Genomic DNA, 17,180 nt, shown 5'->3' on the forward strand with positions numbered 1-17,180 from the left:
ATAAGACAATGGAAATAGAGAAATATCAGATTGATGCACATAATGAGAAGTTAGACGCTACTCACAAGCAAAGATTTAGTTTCGCTGCATCAGAAAATGCAAGGGTAGAAGAGGTGATCAGTAAGCTGATCAAATTTCAGATCGCTATTCCAAGCTGGGCTTTGGGTACCGGTGGTACACGATTCGGAAGATTTTCCGGCGGTGGTGAACCACGCAGCCTCGAAGAGAAAATAGAAGACATAGGTTTACTGCATAAGCTGAACCAATCCAGCGGAGCCATCTCCTTGCACATTCCATGGGATATCCCAACAGATTATGATGCCATCAAATCTTTAGCTGCACACCACAACCTGCGCTTTGATGCGATGAATTCCAATACATTTCAGGATCAGGCAGATCAAAAGCTGAGCTATAAGTTCGGATCCTTACAGCATGTGGATAAAGCAGTGCGCCAGCAGGCGATAGATCATAATATAGAGGTTATCCGTCAGGGTGTAGCCCTTGGGTCTGACGCGCTTACAGTATGGCTTGCCGATGGATCATGTTTTCCCGGACAGCTGAATTTCAGAAAGGCTTTTCAAAATACACTTGAAAGCCTTGAAGAGATCTATGCGGCTTTGCCGGATGCGTGGAAAGTATTTGTAGAGTATAAGGCATTTGAACCTAATTTCTATTCTACCACGGTAGGGGATTGGGGACAGTCTCTGTTATATGCCAGCAAATTAGGCCCTAAAGCATATACACTGGTAGATTTGGGCCACCATTTGCCAAATGCGAATATTGAACAGATCGTATCCCTCTTATTAATGGAAGGTAAACTGGGTGGTTTCCACTTCAATGATTCCAAATATGGAGATGACGATCTTACCGCAGGAAGCATGAAGCCTTACCAGCTGTTCCTGATCTTTAATGAACTTGTTGATGGTATGGACGCCAAAGGTATAGACCATGCCACAGGCCTGGGCTGGATGATCGATGCTTCGCACAATGTAAAAGATCCTCTGGAGGATCTGCTGCAATCTGTAGACGCCATTATGATTTCATATACACAGGCTTTGCTGGTAGACAGAGCAGCCCTGACTGTTGCACAACAGGAAAATGACGTAGTACGCTGCCAGGAGATCCTGCAGGACGCATTCCGTACCGATGTAAGGGCAATTGTTCAGGAAGCCAGGCTGAGAAGCGGTGGAGCAGCACAGCCGGTACAATTGTACCGCGAACTGAAGGTAAGGGAAAACCTGATTGCTAACAGAGGGCTGAAAACCGTAGCTACAGGGTTGTAATGAGTGCGGTGCCAGTAGTTGTAATTTTCGACGTGGGGAAGACCAATAAAAAGATCTTCCTCTTCGACGAAAATTATAAGATCGTTTTTGAACGGTCGGCCAGGTTCATAGAAACCTTTGATGAAGATGGTGACCCTTGTGAAAACCTTGAAAGCCTAAGGCTTTCAGTATATGATTCTCTGCGTGAAGTGCTCAGGAGGAAAGAGTTTGAGATCAGGGCGATCAACTTCTCTACCTATGGCGCCAGTTTCGTCTATATTGATGAATATGGGAAACCCCTGGCACCACTGTACAATTATCTAAAGGCTTATCCTGAAGATATCAAGAAGGAGTTTTACAAGAAATATGGCGGCGAAAATGCGATTTCTGCGGCTACTGCATCCCCGGTGCTGGACAGCCTCAACTCGGGCATGCAGCTGTACCGGTTAAAAAAGGAGCAGCCGGCTGTCTATAAAAAGCTGAAGTATGCGCTCCACCTGCCGCAGTACCTGAGTTACCTGGTTTCGGGCGCAGAATATTCTGACCTGACCAGTATTGGCTGCCACACACAGCTGTGGGACTTTACAAAAAATGATTACCACGATTGGGTGAAAAAAGAGGGGCTGGATAAAAAGCTGGCCCCTATCGTTGACGGGGATGAGGTTTTCCCCTCTGAGTTTCCCGGAAATCAATATAAGGTAGGCGTGGGGCTGCATGACAGCTCGGCTGCATTGATCCCTTACCTGATCAATTTCCATGAACCTTTTGTCCTGATCTCCACCGGTACCTGGTGTATCACGCTTAATCCTTTTAATTCTTCGCCGCTGAAACCAGAAGAGCTGGAGCAGGACTGTCTTTCTTATATGCAGTATAAAGGTAAGCCGGTAAAGGCCTCCAGGATATTTGCGGGATATGAACATGAGCAGCAGCTGAAAAGGATATCCTCACATTTTAATCAGGGCCCCGGGCGGTACAGGAACATGAAATATGATGCAGGAATTATTTACGACCTGCTGCGGGAAATGGAAAGCCGCAACGAACCGGTAGTTCCGGTATGGAGCAAAGACTCGGCTTTCATCAGCCGTGACTTGAATTCTTTTTCGTCAGATAAAATAGCATACCACCAGTTTATCCTGGATATCGCGCGGCAGCAGCTGGCTTCTACAAAATTAGTGATAGGAGACAGTAAGGTGAAAAGGATCTTTGTGGACGGCGGGTTTAGTAAAAACGCCATCTATATGAACCTGCTGGCGATGATGTTCCCGGAAATGGAAGTTTTTGCTGCTTCAATGGCTCAGGCTACCGCCATAGGAACGGCATTGGCTATACATAAATGCTGGAATACCAAACCAATGCCTAACGACATTATTGAACTGAAGTATTACGCTTCAAACAATGATCTGGCGTTATGATCATAAAGTAGGGCTACTATTTCTTATGTAAAGTAGCCCTGCTAATTATAGTGTTTATGTGTAGTTTTCAGATCTGACATAAATTTAAATAAGTTCCTCAGCCTATAAGAAGCTGAAAAATCCCGACTCAGTGGATAAATAAATTAATGGGGGATAGAATTGATCCAAACTTTTCATTTTAATCGTAGTTTAAGATGGGCACCGGGGTAATACAGTAAATTGCTGCCAGTTAACAGAACAAGCTCGTTATGAAAAAAATAGTATTGCTGGCTTTCGCAACAATGGCCATATGCAAAGGTTACGCACAGACTGACAGTCTGATCAAAAAAAGATTTAACCTGCATTTCCAGCAAACGGTAATTACGCAGACCAAACCGGGTTTCAGTGCAAAATATTCAGGCGATAACAGTCTGTCTACAGTACACGAAACAGCGACTTCATTAACAACTACTCTGTTTGGCGGTGCCCGACTCTGGAAAGGTGCCGAGGCGTATTTTAACCCTGAAATGTCTGGTGGAAAAGGCTTCAGTCAAACCCTGGGGCTCGCAGGCTTTACCAATGGGGAAACCTTCAGGGTGGGCTCACCGGAACCGGCTATTTACATCGCCAGAGCTTACCTGGTGCAAACCTTTGGCTGGGGCAGCGAAGTGGATACCCTTGCTGACGATCAAAACCAGCTGGCCGGATACCGTAAAAAAAGATATTTCTCTATTACTGCAGGTAAATTTGGCCTGAATGATTTTTTTGATAACAATGCATTTAGTCACGATGCAAGATCACAGTTCATGAACTGGTCGCTCATGGCCAATGGTGCATGGGATTATCCGGCAAATACCAGAGGTTATGTATTTGGTGCTATATTTGAACTGGGGCAACCCGACTGGTCATTACGTCTGGCTACAACCATGGTAACCAACAGTGCAAACGGAGCCATCTGGGATGCTAAGATCGGTAAAGCACATGCATTTACACTGGAATACGAAAAACGGTATGCGATCAGCGACCAGAAGGGAACCATCCGCGTGTTAGGATTTAACAATTCCGCAAAAATGGGAAGCTACCGGTTGGCGGTCACGCAAAATCCGCTGGCGCCTGATATAACCGAAACCCGTGCTTATGGCCGCGATAAATATGGTTTTGGGCTCAACATCGAACAAAATGTGAATAGTAATCTTGGGGTGTTTGCCAAAATAAGTTACAATGACGGCAAAACAGAAACCTGGGCTTTCACAGAAATAGACCGTTCACTAAGTTTTGGTGCAGTGCTCAACGGCAGGAGCTGGAATCAGAAGGACGCAGAAATAGGATTGGCCTTTGTGGGGAACGGGATTTCTAAAGATCACCGCGATTATCTTGCCGATGGCGGATATGGTTTTATTATCGGGGACGGGAAACTGAATTATGCCCCTGAAATGATAACTGAAGTATATTATAAGGTCAATGTATACCAGCATAAATTCTTTTTGTCGCCCGACTACCAGTTTGTGCTGCATCCAGCTTACAATAAAGACCGCGGCCCGGTAAATGCCTTTGCGCTCAGAGCACATGTGGAGTTCTAACACATAAAAAACCCCGGTTCTAATAAAAGAAGCCGGGGCCTGTTTTTCCAAAGGATTTGGAAATGTATCTTAAGTAGATGTTGACTAGAATTTGATACCTACACCAACTGAATACACCTGATTTTTATACTCTGGAGTATAATCAGTTCCGTTCTCATTATTTTTTTGGAAATCCAGTGCATAACGTGCGTGGATATCAAATTTATCATTTACATCATACCTGAAACCGATTACACCGGCAACAAGGCTTTTCTTAAACCTGTCAGAATCATCTTCTACGCGTGTTTCCTCTACTCCGCCAAATCCATTCTCAAATTTGTTTTTAGTAGATAGCAGGAAAGATACCTGTGGACCAGCTACGATGTTAAAGCTGCTTCCTAACCTGAATGCGAATAAAACCGGCACATCGATAAAGTTTGTAGTTTGTTTGAATGTTCCGTAAGAGTAAGTGTTTTTGTAACCTTTCTGTGCATATAATACCTCTGGTGTAAATTGTAGGCCTGCAATTAATGGGATCTCTACGGTAACACCCGCATTGAAACCTGGTTTTGCTTCGGTATCAAAATTGTTGTTACCGTCTCCTTTGATAATATCTGAATAGTTTAATCCTGCTTTAATCCCAAATTTAATTCTATCCTGTGCGCTTGCTGCAGTTGCAACAAATAGGCCTATAGCCAAAATAAAGATCTTTTTCATAGTCGTATATATTTGTGTTTGTTTGACAGGGCATTGAAAGAAATGTGCCAGTTTGATGAGATCGCTTCGTTATGAAATTAAATATTGCAGATTATCATTTGATAATCAGCTTCTTGTGTCTCATGTCTGCGTCTGGTATAACTAAATTGGGGCAGAAAAATATTGCTAAATCTATGTATCAAATTTGATACAATTGTTGATGGCAATAGCGGAATTAACGGGTCATCTGACACACCTTTGGTCATTTTGATTAACTTTGGTATAAATACACTACCATTCATGATCAAAAGACAATTACTTGCCGCCGGTATTCTGCTGTGCTCAACTGTATATTCTGTAAAAGCACAAAATGTGCAGGATCCATCTGCGCCGGCGCCACACGTTCAGTCTGCAACCCAATCGTACATCCAGATGCTGGACCAACCCAACCAATGGGTAGACTCTGTTTTTCACACCATGAGAAGACGGCAGAAAATAGCCCAGCTGTTCTTTGTACGTGCGCATACCAACCTGGGGAAAGCCTATGAAGATTCTGTAGGGATGGTGATCAAAAAAGAGCGTATTGGCGGACTGGTCTTTTTTCAGGGCGGTCCCGGCAGGCAGGCTATCCTGACCAATAAATATCAGGCGCTGGCAAAAGTACCTTTGCTGATCGCTTCAGATGGAGAGTGGGGTTTAGGCATGCGCCTCGACAGCACGATCTCTTATCCTTACCAGATGGCACTGGGCGCCATTCAGAACACAGACCTGATCTATCAGATGGGCTTACAGATTGCGAAAGATTATAAAAGAATTGGTATGCAGATGAACCTTGGCCCGGATGTAGATATCAATAACAACCCTAAAAACCCTATTATCAATTACCGGTCATTCGGAGAAAATAAATATAACGTAGCCACTAAAGCTGCGGCTTATGTGCGCGGGATGCAGGACGGCGGCTTGCTGGTCAGCATTAAACATTTCCCCGGCCATGGCGATACCGATGTGGATTCACATTACGACCTGCCACAGCTAAACTTCACAAAGGCACGTCTGGATAGCCTGGAGATGTACCCTTTCAGGGAACTGATCAGGGAAGGAACTGCTGGAGTAATGGTTGCGCACATGAATATCCCTTCACTGGATAAAACACCAAATTTGCCTTCTACTTTATCAAAGCCGATTGTTACCGGTGTGCTGAAAGATGAACTTGGTTTCCGCGGACTGATCGTATCGGACGCGATGGAAATGAAAGGAGTAGTAAAAAACTTTAAGGATGGCACAGCCGATGTAATGGGCGTCATCGCAGGCAATGATATCCTGGAACTCTCAGAAAACAGCAAAAGGGCAGTGAAACTGGTTCGTAAGGCCGTACGGGAGGACAAGATCAGCATGGGCCGGATTGATACAAGTGTGAAGAAAATCCTGCTGGCTAAATATTGGGCCGGATTAAATAAAAAGGATACTGTTGATGTGCACAATGTACAGGCAGGGGTAAACAGGCTGGAAAGTAAAATCTTATTGCAGCAGCTTGCCGATGCATCCATGACGCTGCTGAATGGTTCTGGTGCGATAAAAGCTTTATCTCCTGATCAGCATACGATTATCCTGAGTATTGGTTCAATTCCTACCACAACCTTCCAGGAGGAACTCCACAAATATTATAAAAATTCTGACTTGCTCAACCTTCCTGCCAATGCAGATATCAATATGATCAAAAAGCTGATCGGTACGTTTGTATCCTCAGACCAGGTGATCATTGGTATTCATGATAGCCGTGCCCGTCCGGGCAATGGAATGCCGCTGAGTGATGACGTAAAATCATTTATCAGTAATATGGCCTATAAAAATGCAGTTTTTGCCTTATTTGCCAATCCGTATAACCTGGCAAATATACCTGGCTTAGAGAAAAGCAAAGCGCTTCTTGTGGCTTATCAGAAGGAAGATTTTATGCAGAAAGCTGCCGCCTCGGTATTTAAAAATCAGCTGGCCCCAACTGGTAAACTGCCGGTGTCGGTTAACCCATCCTTTAAATATGGCGATGGTATCAATATCACTTTGGTAAACAGTTTATAACCCGGCAATGCTTCAGCCCCTTAAAATATTACAGGCTTCTGCAGGATCAGGTAAGACATTCAGCCTTACTGCCCATTATCTGACGCTATTGCTTTCCGGAGAAACCAAGTACAGGGAAATCCTGGCGGTTACTTTCACAAATAAGGCAACGGAAGAAATGAAATCGCGGATCATGGAGGTGCTAAAGGGCTTTGCAACCGGCAACGAAGGCGTAAAAGATTACCGGGAGCTGGTGTTAAAGGCTCATCCTGATTTAAATCCAAAAACGCTGCAGGAGAAATCTGAGCGGATCTATAAAAGGATCCTTCATGATTACAGCCGTTTTTCAGTGAGTACAATTGATGGTTTTGTACAGAAGGTAATCCGGGGCTTTGCCTTTGAGCTGGGCCTTGACTCGGGCTATGCCCTCGAAATGAATTTTGAGAAGGTGAAAAATGATCTTGCCGACCGGCTGGATCAGCAGCTGGACCATAACCCAAACCTGCTGCAGTGGATTATTGATCTGGCACTGGACCGGATCAGCAATAATATCAGCTGGAATTACCGGACGGAGCTGACGGATCTTGCGGGAGAAATCTTTAAAGAACGTTACCAGCCCTTTGATACGGCCATACAGGACCTGGTTCAGCATAATGATCTGAATGAATTATTCAAAAACTACGGTAAGGAAACCAAAAAACATATCAGCTCTTTTGAAAACATGGTGAGCGAGCTGTCTGCCAGGGCTACTGAACTGTTTGATTCATCTGGCATAAACCATGATCAGTTAAAAGGAAAATCCAAATCTCCGCTGCACAATCTTAAAAAAATCGCTGCCGGAGAAATGGGCAAAATGGATAGCCTTAACAAATTGATTGATGAGCCCGAAGAATGGTTTAAACCAGGCTCAGACATGTCGCTCTACGACTCGCTGAACCCCATCATCCGGGAACTGAATACCGGCTATCTTGAACGCTTGCCAGAATATATTCTGGCCCAAGCTTTTAATAAAAATTTATACTACCTCCGCCTGATGCAGGAAATGGCGGTCTTACTGAAAGCATACCGTGAAGAAAGCGGCAACCTGCTGATCAGCGATGCGCAAAACCTGCTCAAAGGAATTACCGGCGATGATGATGACAATCCTGCCTTTATCTGGGAAAAAACGGGCAGCCGTTACAGGCATTTCTTATTTGATGAATTTCAGGATACCTCAAGCAACCAATGGGGCAATTTTAAGCCTTTGTTAAAAAATGCCATGGCAGAAGCCAATGGGAAACTGATAGACCACCTGATTGTAGGTGATGTAAAGCAGTCGATTTACCGCTGGCGTAATGGCGACTGGAACATTCTCCACCAGCAGGCAAAACAGGATATCGGCGTTACCTATGTAACGGATGCGAGCCTTGAAGAGAATTACAGGAGTACAAAGAACATCATTTCGTTCAATAACTTCCTGTTTAGAGCGCTGCCGCTGTTAATGCAGCGAAATATCAATGATACGATCAGCTCACAAACCTCAGTTGCTGAACTTCAGCCCTGGTGGGAAGAAAAAGGCTTTGATCAGATCATGACCAGTGTGTATGCGGAGGCCGAACAAAAGACCACCGCACGTACACCAGAAGGAGGAGCGATAGATTTCCAGGTGCTGAAAACTAATGCAGATGGTGCCCCGCTAAAGAGCACTGACTTTAAGTCCGAAGCGCTGCGCAAAATGGTGGAAACCCTGAAGCGGCTGCTGGTTGAGGAAAAACGCTACCGCGCTGGTGATGCCTGCGTTTTGGTACGCTCCAATGCCGAGGCTATCGCTGTAGTGGATGCCCTGATGGAGAACCACATCAGCGTAATCTCTGGCGAAGCCTTGTTAATTGAAAATGATCTCGCCGTAATTCTGCTGATCGATACTTTGAAGGTGATGGCCGGGCTGACAGAGAATACAGCTTTGTATAAAGCAAACTGTATCAGTTTATATGCACAGCTGCAAAACCGAGTGCTGGATCCGGTAGACCTCTTTAACCTGAAAAATAAAACCCTTGAAGAACTGACGGAAGTACTTCCGCCTGATCTTTGTCAGCATTGGCGAAGCTGGATGCAGCAGCCGCTGCCTGAACTGCTCGAAAAACTGATGGCGGCCTACGGCTTGAACACCGCAGAAATCCATCTCCCCTATTTATTTGCACTGAGAGACCTTACAGGGAATATCGGCAAGCAGGGAGAAAAAGGGATTACTTCGTTTCTGAAATACTGGAATGAGGAAGGAAGCAGGAAGACCTTGCCTTCATCAGAAAGTACCGACGCTGTGCAGGTGATCACGATACATAAATCCAAAGGACTTGCGTTTAAAGTGGTGATGATCCCTTTTTGTAACTGGGATATTAACGGGAAAATCAACTCGATCTTCTGGGTTCCTGCAGCAAACACACCCTATCACCAGCTTGGACGTATTCCTTTGAAATATAGTTCCAACCTGGGGGCTTCATCTGTTGCGATCCCGTATTATGAGGAATTGCTCTATAACCAGATGGATGCATTGAATATGCTCTATGTGGCTACAACCAGAACCAAAGAATACTTATATATCAGTACCCTTGGAAAGAAAAGCGAAGGTACCAGTACAATCGGCGACCTGCTGATCCGTGTTCTGGAAGATGATATCTCTGAAGATGGAAGATTCTTTCAGGATGATGAAGTGATTAAAAAGGTACAGGATACGGCTGAAGAAACCATCAAGCCAGAGCTGATCAATCTGAAAGAATACCCTGTTTCTGACAGGTTAACAGCTGTATTTAATACCGACCTCAAAAGAAGGGAACTGGATATGCTTGGTACAGTATCCCCTGGGAGGGAAGGAAGTATACTCCATGAGGTACTTGCGCGTGCGTCAGATCCTGAAGAGGTAGATCATGTGCTTGCTGAGATGCTCAACGAAGGGTATTTCAGGGAAGAGGAACTCAGCTCCCTACAGCAGCAGGCTACCACCGTTTTATCCCATGCTGATCTGCAGCGTTTACTGAACAGCAGTACCCAGACAGTAAATGAGAAAAGTATTATCGACCGCGACGGCAAGAGCTACCGCCCGGACAAGGTTTTGATATCCGATACGGAAGTGGTGGTGATCGACTATAAATTTACACAGAAAGAAAGCCCTGCGCATATCAAACAGGTTCATGGCTACCGGGCGCTGCTCCAGGAAATGGGCTACCCGTCGGTGAGCACTTATTTATTTTATGCCAATAGCGGCGAATTGAAACTGGTTTAAAACATGGTGTCATTTTTAAAAGAAGTTGCAGAGGATCTGGTAGCGAGGACGGGCAAAGACCTGCACCATGCTGCGGTGGTATTCAACAATAAAAGACCGGTGGCTTACCTGCAGAACCATTTGGCACAAACCATAGGTAAACCATTCTGGAGCCCTTCCTTTTTTACGATACAGGAGTTTTTTGCTTTGTCTACCGATCTGCAGGTAGCAGATGGCTTTACGCAGTTCTTCACACTTTATCATCAGTATAATGAATTGCTAAAGAAGGAAGGTACAAAAGCGATCAATCCTGATGTTTTTTACCCCATTGCCAGGATTATCCTCAGTGATTTTGCCCAGATTGATAATGACTTGGTGAATGCCGGCCAGCTGTTTGAAGAACTGAAGGATATCGCAGTTATTGAAAAGAACTTTCAGCACCTTAGTCCGGAACAACAGTCCTTTCTGGAGCAATTCTGGACGTCCTTTTCATTAGGAAAGCAGAAGAACCACCAGGAGCAGTTTATCCGCATGTGGCGCAGGATGCCGGCTCTGTACAACGGCTTTCATGAAGCACTGGAAGAAAAGGGACTTACCTCGATGGCCCATGTTTATCGTAAACTGGCATTTGGACAGGAAGAAAAACCAGATTTTATAGACGCATTTGCAAAAGGAAAGCTTGCTTTTGCAGGCTTTAATGCGCTGAGCAATGCCGAAGCGATGATCTTTAAACGCTGGAGCCAGGATGAAAAAGCATTGTTCTATTTTGATACGGACAACTATTACATGCAGGATGAGACCCAGGAAGCGGGACTCTTTCTCAGGAAAAATATCCAGAAACTGGGCTTGCCCAATGCGCTTGGCGAAAGCCGCGATCTGATCAGAGCGGTACAGAAAGAGATCAGGGTATACAAAACGCAGGGGCAAACGGCACAGGCTAAGATCCTGCAGCAGGAGCTGGAAGAGGATTATCCGATGCTTGATGCAGCAGATAACGCCGGGAAAATTGCATTAATTCTTGCCGACGAAAGTTTGCTGCTGCCCGTTTTGCAGACCATCCCTACGAGTTATCATGCGGAATCAGCAGTTAACAATCATCAGTACTCACTCATACCGGGGAATGAACAGGGAACAACTGCCGAACACGAAAAAAGAAAGGCTGTAAATCTGAATGTAACTATGGGGTATCCATTGCTGGCTACATCGATTTTCGGACTTGCCGATATCTGGCTCAGCGTGCAGTCGCAATTATCCGGGGGCAAAAAAGATACGGTCCATTACCGCGAAGTGGAGGCCTTTTTATCGCATCCGCTGGTTGGCCTTCCGGCCGGGCTGCGGAATGAGCTTCAGAAAAAGATTCTTGATGGGATCTTTGTGGAAATTGAGATGGAGGTGCTGAAAGAGGCAGGTGAGCTGTCCGGATTATTCTTCAAAAGAAGAAATACCGGCGTGGCAGCAATTTCAGGACTTCTGGAAGTGTTTACGCTGATTCTGCGGCAGCAGATTGCTGAAAAAACACTCAAACAAACCGAGGCAGACCTGTTCATTGCTATTATCAAAGAATTAAACAGGCTGCATGACACTTTAACCGAGTATACGAATGAGCTCCCGCTGCCATTCGTGTTATCGCTGATGCAGAAAGCCATCCAGGGAATTGCCGTCCCACTTAGCGGCGAACCTTTAGAAGGCGTACAGGTAATGGGACTGCTGGAAAGCAGGAGCCTGGATTTTGACCATGTGTATATCCTGGGGGTAAACGAAGGAATTTTGCCGCAGGTAAGTGTATCACCGAGTTTTATCCCCGATAGCATCCGCAGGGCATACGGACTGCCTGTAATCGAAAATCAGGACGCGATCTCTGCCTATATGTTTTACCGCTTATTGCAGCGTTCACGTAAGGTAAGCCTGGTTTACAACGGGCAGGGCGATGAAAATAACACTGGCGAACCCAGCCGCTTTTTACGCCAGCTTGAATTTGAAAGCGGGTACACCTTTAAATATTTTGACCAGTCGCAAACCATTGCCACGAGCCATCATACCAAAACTGATATTAAAAAGGAGGGAGAAATATTAACTCGCTTACATCAATACCTCGACCAGCAAGACCCCTTCTTAAGAATTTCTGCAACGGCTTTAACTACTTATATGAATTGCCCGGTCCAGTTTTTTTATAAGTACATCGCGAAAATTGAGGAGCCCAAGGAATTGTCAGAAAACCTGGAGGCCAATAATATCGGCTCCATGCTCCACTTTGTGATGGAGCGTTTTTACGAAGAACTCAAAGCTGATGAGCCATACATCACCAGGGAACGCATAGCGGAACACAGAAAGCAGCTGGACAGGCTGGGGAAAATCGCTTTTGCGAAAATTATGGCCGACAATGAGCATCAGCAGGTAAATCACAATGGTATGCAGCAGGTGGTACTGGCCATCGTTGCAGAATATGCCAATGTAATTCTGAACTATGATGAAACAGAGGCTCCCTTCTCGGTACTCGACCTGGAAAGCAAAGACCAGATCAACTTTAAGATTGACGTAAATGGCATGGAGAGATCCTTAACCCTGCACGGAATTATTGACAGGGTAGATCTTAAAAAGGGCATTACAAGAGTAGTGGATTACAAAACGGGCAGGGATGAACTGTCATATTCTTCGCTGAGCGATCTTTTTGACGCGGATAGCGGAAAGCAGAACAAAGCGCTGATACAGACGCTTTTCTACACCTATATTTATGAGCAGGCTAAAGGCATTACAGGTATGGAACCAAATCTGTATCTGATCAGGAAAATGAGAAAAGAAGGCACACTGTTTTACTCGGGTGGATTTACTAAAGGGCTAAGGCTGCAGGTAGAACATTTGGCAGGGCAGAAGGCAGAATTTATTGTGCTTTTAAAGTCAAAATTGGAAGAATTATTTAATCCTGAACTTCCATTTATACACACTACTCAGGCCGATAACTGCAAATATTGTCCGTATTTATCATTATGCGGCAAATAATATCCTTGTTTAGGGCACTTTGTCGATATATTTCCGTGATTTTGGGCCAGAAAGGATTGTATTTAAAACACTACTTTATTATTAAGTTACAATAGTTATATTTGCGCCAGTTAACATTTGAATATACAATGAGAGAGATTCAATTTAGAGAAGCTTTGCGTGAAGCTTTGAGCGAAGAAATGCGTAAGAACGAAAACGTTTTTATGATGGGCGAAGAAGTTGCGCAATACAATGGTGCATATAAGGTAAGTCAGGGTATGCTTGATGAGTTTGGCGACAAACGTATCATAGATACGCCCATTGCTGAGCTAGGTTTTACCGGAATCGGGATTGGTGCTGCAATGAACGGTTTAGTTCCAATCATAGAGTTTATGACTTTTAACTTCTCCCTTGTTGCTATCGATCAGATCATCAACGGTGCTGCTAAGATTTTATCTATGAGCGGTGGCCAGTTTTCTATTCCTGCTGTATTCCGTGGCCCTACCGGTAATGCTGGTCAGTTAGGTGCACAACACTCTCAAAACTTTGAAAACTGGTATGCAAACTGCCCTGGTCTAAAAGTTGTAGTTCCTTCTACTCCTTATGAGGCAAAAGGATTATTAAAACAATCAATTATCGATCCTGATCCGGTTATCTTCATGGAATCTGAAGTAATGTACGGTGACAAAGGTGAAGTTCCTGAAGAGGAATATTATATCGAACTGGGAAAAGCAAGGGTTGTAAAAGAAGGTACTGATGTAACCATCGTTACTTTTGGTAAAATGCTTACCCGCGTTGTAAACCCTGCAGTTGAAGAATTGACAAAAGAAGGTATCAGCGCAGAAGTAATCGATTTGCGTACTGTACGTCCTATCGACTATGCAACCATCATTGAGTCGGTTAAAAAAACTAACCGTTTGGTGATCGTGGAAGAAGCATGGCCATTGGCGTCAATTTCTTCTGAGATTGCTTTCAATGTACAGAGAAATGCTTTTGATCATTTAGATGCTCCGGTATTGCGTATCACTTGCGCTGACGTACCGCTTCCATATGCTCCTACATTGATCGCTGCCAGCTTACCTAACGCAGAACGCGTAATCAAAGCGGTAAAAGAAGTAATGTACGTAACAAAATAAGCTATTCAATACAATGAATATAGAATCCCGTTGGTTAAACCCTGCGGGATTTTTTATTTTAAACCTATTTTTTTCATATGAGTAGTCACTCAAAGATTATTGCTGCGGAATTAGCAGTAGCAGAAAAACAAGTTATTGCCACCATAGAGCTGCTGGACGAAGGGGCAACAGTGCCATTTATTTCGCGTTACCGTAAAGAAATGACAGGTAGCCTGGATGAAGTTCAGGTGGCTGCGGTACGTGACCGCTTCCAGCAGCTGAGAGAACTGGACAAAAGGCGCGAAGCGATTCTGAAGGCTTTAGAAACCCTCGGGAAACTTACGCCGGAACTGGAAGCGCAGGTAAATGGCGCTGAGAACATCACTGTTCTTGAGGATATTTATCTTCCTTATAAACCTAAAAGGAAAACCCGTGCCTCTGAAGCGCGCCGGAAAGGTTTGGAGCCTTTAGCCCTGGCGATTTTTGCACAGGGAAGATTGAGTTTGGAGGATGAAGCCGCAAAATACCTGAATACAGAGCTGGGAGTTTCTTCTTTTGAGGATGCACTGGCAGGAGCAAGAGATATCATCGCAGAGCTGATCAGTGAAAATGCTGAGCTGAGAACAGATATGCGCAAGTATTTTCAGCAAAAAGCCCTGATCAAGTCTGCCGTGATCAAAGGAAAAGAGGAAGAAGGAATAAAATATAAGGATTATTTTGACTGGGAAGAGCCGGTGAAATCTTCTCCTTCGCACCGTATTCTTGCAATGAGGCGCGGCGAAAATGAAGGCATCCTTAAACTGGAAGCTGTTCCCGAAGCAGAAGGGGCAATCGCTATCCTCGAAAAACACTTTATCCTGGGCAATAACGACTCTTCAAAACAGGTAGAGCTTGCTGTACATGACAGCTATAAAAGATTGCTGGGCCCATCGATGGAAACAGAGCTACGTCTGCTGTCTAAACAAAAAGCAGATGAAGAAGCTATACGTGTGTTCGCAGAAAATGCAAGACAGTTGTTACTGGCTGCTCCAATGGGACAAAAGAATGTATTGGCTATTGATCCGGGATTTCGTACGGGATGTAAGGTGGTTTGCCTGGACAGGCAGGGTAAATTACTGGAAAATACAACGATCTATCCACATACCGGGCAGGGAAATATTAAGAATGCGGCAGACACCATCCAGAAGTTGTGTGCTAAGCATGGGGTTGAAGCCATTGCAATAGGTAATGGAACAGCTGGAAGGGAAACCGAAGTTTTTGCTCGCGGCCTTGGCCTTTCGGGAGTGCTGATCGTGATGGTGAATGAAAACGGCGCTTCTATCTATTCTGCTTCTGAAGTAGCACGTGAGGAGTTTCCTACGCAGGATATTACTGTTAGAGGAGCTGTATCTATTGGCCGCAGGCTGATGGACCCGCTGGCGGAGCTGGTGAAGATCGATCCTAAATCTATCGGGGTAGGTCAATATCAGCATGATGTGGATCAGACGAAACTACAGGCATCGCTGGATGATACGGTAATGAGTTGCGTAAATGCCGTAGGGGTAGAGCTGAATACAGCGTCAAAACAAGTATTGGCCTATGTTTCCGGACTGGGCCCTCAGCTTGCACAGAACATTGTTGCTTATAGAAATGAACATGGCGCATTTAAAAACCGCGAGAGTTTAAAGAAGGTTCCAAGACTGGGAGGGAAAGCTTATGAACAGGCCGCGGGTTTCCTTAGGATCAGGGACGCGGCGCATGTGCTGGATGCAAGTGGTGTTCACCCTGAGCGTTATGCACTGGTGAACCAGATGGCAAAAGATTTAGGACACTCTGTAGATGATTTGCTGAAAGATGTGCAGCTGCAAAAGCAGATTAAATTACAACAGTATGTAAGTGACAGTGTTGGTTTACCGACCTTAAATGATATTATGGCTGAGCTTGCAAAACCAGGACGCGATCCAAGGGAGCAGTTTGAAGCATTTAGTTTTGCTGAAGGTATAAACGAGATTGCAGATCTCAAAGTGGGTATGAAGTTATCCGGTATCGTGACCAATATTACCAACTTTGGTGCTTTTGTTGATATCGGCGTGCATCAGGATGGTTTAGTGCATACCAGTCAGCTGGCAGATAAGTTTGTTGCGAACCCGAATGACGTGGTGAAAGTTAGTCAGCGGGTAGAAGTTACCGTAAAAGAGATTGATGTAGTACGCAAGCGGATTTCGCTGTCTATGAAGAGCGAGAATGCACCAGGACAAGGAGGTTCAGGCAAATCTGAGAGAGCTGGTGGATTCAGAAAGCCGGAGGGTTTTGTTAAACCTCAAAACCGACCTCAGTCGGCTCCAGGTAAGGGTCAGGTTGCTGCTAAGCCGCAGAGAGCCGAAAAACCTGAACCTGAAGGTGATTTGCAGCTGAAACTTGCCGCGCTGAAAAATAAGTTTAAATAGTAACTCCGGTAATTTCTATTCAAAAGCCCCTGCGATAGACTGCCCCCCAATAGTGTTTAACTTTTTGGGGGCAGTCTATCGCAGGGGCTTTTTTGTGATGATCTCAAGTCACAATTTGTGACCTCCAAAGATGACCGTCAGGGATTACGCTACATGCCTTTCTGTTTTACAGAGCAAGAGGTAACCATGTTATCCTGTATCCTGGATAGTGAAAGAGCGATCTATGTAAATTCAGACAGCCTTTTAATGCAAACCAGTATAAGACAGTCTGACCTTTAATCGTTCTTTGTTCGGTGTTTGCTTTGGACAACTGCACCACAACTGCACCACAACAGCACCCGCACAGCACGCTGACCCTGGTTTTGGTGCTCTGCTGGTACAGTTGGAGTACTTCCGGAGTGGTCCTGGGCAAAACAAAGTCCGAACAAAAGCAAACGAAGCTCCGGATAAGAAATATTTCTG

At 44.8% G+C, this 17,180-nt stretch carries 10 protein-coding genes; 8 read left to right on the forward strand and 2 right to left on the reverse strand.

All coding sequences use genetic code 11. The features are described 5' to 3' along the window. The first annotated feature begins 8 nt into the window (after positions 1-8). The 3 genes from FN831_RS14120 to FN831_RS14130 all read left to right on the forward strand — a co-directional run bounded on the left by FN831_RS14120 (position 9) and on the right by FN831_RS14130 (position 4,233). Positions 9-1,283: a TIM barrel protein gene (locus FN831_RS14120; protein WP_142528819.1), complete on the forward strand. Its 1,275-nt coding sequence runs from the start codon at positions 9-11 to the stop codon at positions 1,281-1,283. Further along, on the forward strand, positions 1,283-2,674 hold the full coding sequence (locus tag FN831_RS14125) for an FGGY-family carbohydrate kinase (protein WP_142528820.1): 1,392 nt from the start codon (positions 1,283-1,285) through the stop codon (positions 2,672-2,674). The genes FN831_RS14120 and FN831_RS14125 overlap by 1 nt, the downstream gene beginning before the upstream one ends. A gap of 248 nt (positions 2,675-2,922) precedes the next feature. After that, positions 2,923-4,233 carry a carbohydrate porin gene (locus FN831_RS14130; RefSeq protein ID WP_185960478.1) on the forward strand — a complete coding sequence of 437 codons (1,311 nt, stop codon included), beginning with the start codon at positions 2,923-2,925 and terminating at the stop codon, positions 4,231-4,233. Positions 4,234-4,317: 84 nt separating this feature from the next. On the opposite strand, the gene FN831_RS14135 is transcribed toward FN831_RS14130, so the two are convergent. Then, positions 4,318-4,929, reverse strand: coding sequence for a porin family protein (locus FN831_RS14135; RefSeq protein WP_142528821.1), 612 nt, complete (start codon positions 4,927-4,929; stop codon positions 4,318-4,320). 279 nt (positions 4,930-5,208) lie between these two features. Here FN831_RS14135 and FN831_RS14140 point away from each other — a divergent pair, with 279 nt between their 5' ends. The 5 genes from FN831_RS14140 to FN831_RS14160 all read left to right on the forward strand — a co-directional run bounded on the left by FN831_RS14140 (position 5,209) and on the right by FN831_RS14160 (position 16,718). Continuing rightward, positions 5,209-6,984 carry a glycoside hydrolase family 3 protein gene (locus tag FN831_RS14140; RefSeq protein ID WP_142528822.1) on the forward strand — a complete coding sequence of 592 codons (1,776 nt, stop codon included), beginning with the start codon at positions 5,209-5,211 and terminating at the stop codon, positions 6,982-6,984. A gap of 7 nt (positions 6,985-6,991) precedes the next feature. Beyond that, on the forward strand, positions 6,992-10,222 hold the full coding sequence (locus FN831_RS14145; protein ID WP_142528823.1) for a UvrD-helicase domain-containing protein: 3,231 nt from the start codon (positions 6,992-6,994) through the stop codon (positions 10,220-10,222). Between the two features lie 3 nt (positions 10,223-10,225). Then, positions 10,226-13,198 (forward strand): PD-(D/E)XK nuclease family protein, encoded by a 2,973-nt coding sequence (locus FN831_RS14150; RefSeq protein ID WP_142528824.1) that lies wholly within the window; start codon positions 10,226-10,228, stop codon positions 13,196-13,198. A gap of 128 nt (positions 13,199-13,326) precedes the next feature. Beyond that, positions 13,327-14,313 (forward strand): pyruvate dehydrogenase complex E1 component subunit beta, encoded by a 987-nt coding sequence (locus FN831_RS14155; RefSeq protein ID WP_142528825.1) that lies wholly within the window; start codon positions 13,327-13,329, stop codon positions 14,311-14,313. Positions 14,314-14,390: 77 nt separating this feature from the next. Beyond that, complete coding sequence (locus FN831_RS14160) at positions 14,391-16,718, forward strand: Tex family protein (RefSeq protein WP_142528826.1); 2,328 nt, start codon at positions 14,391-14,393, stop codon at positions 16,716-16,718. A 275-nt stretch (positions 16,719-16,993) separates the two neighbouring features. Here FN831_RS14160 and FN831_RS27715 read toward each other — a convergent pair. Beyond that, the coding region (locus FN831_RS27715) for a hypothetical protein (RefSeq protein ID WP_185960479.1) at positions 16,994-17,180 on the reverse strand (187 nt) is incomplete at its 5' end.

This window comes from Pedobacter westerhofensis (assembly GCF_900182595.1).
Taxonomy (GTDB): domain Bacteria; phylum Bacteroidota; class Bacteroidia; order Sphingobacteriales; family Sphingobacteriaceae; genus Pedobacter; species Pedobacter westerhofensis.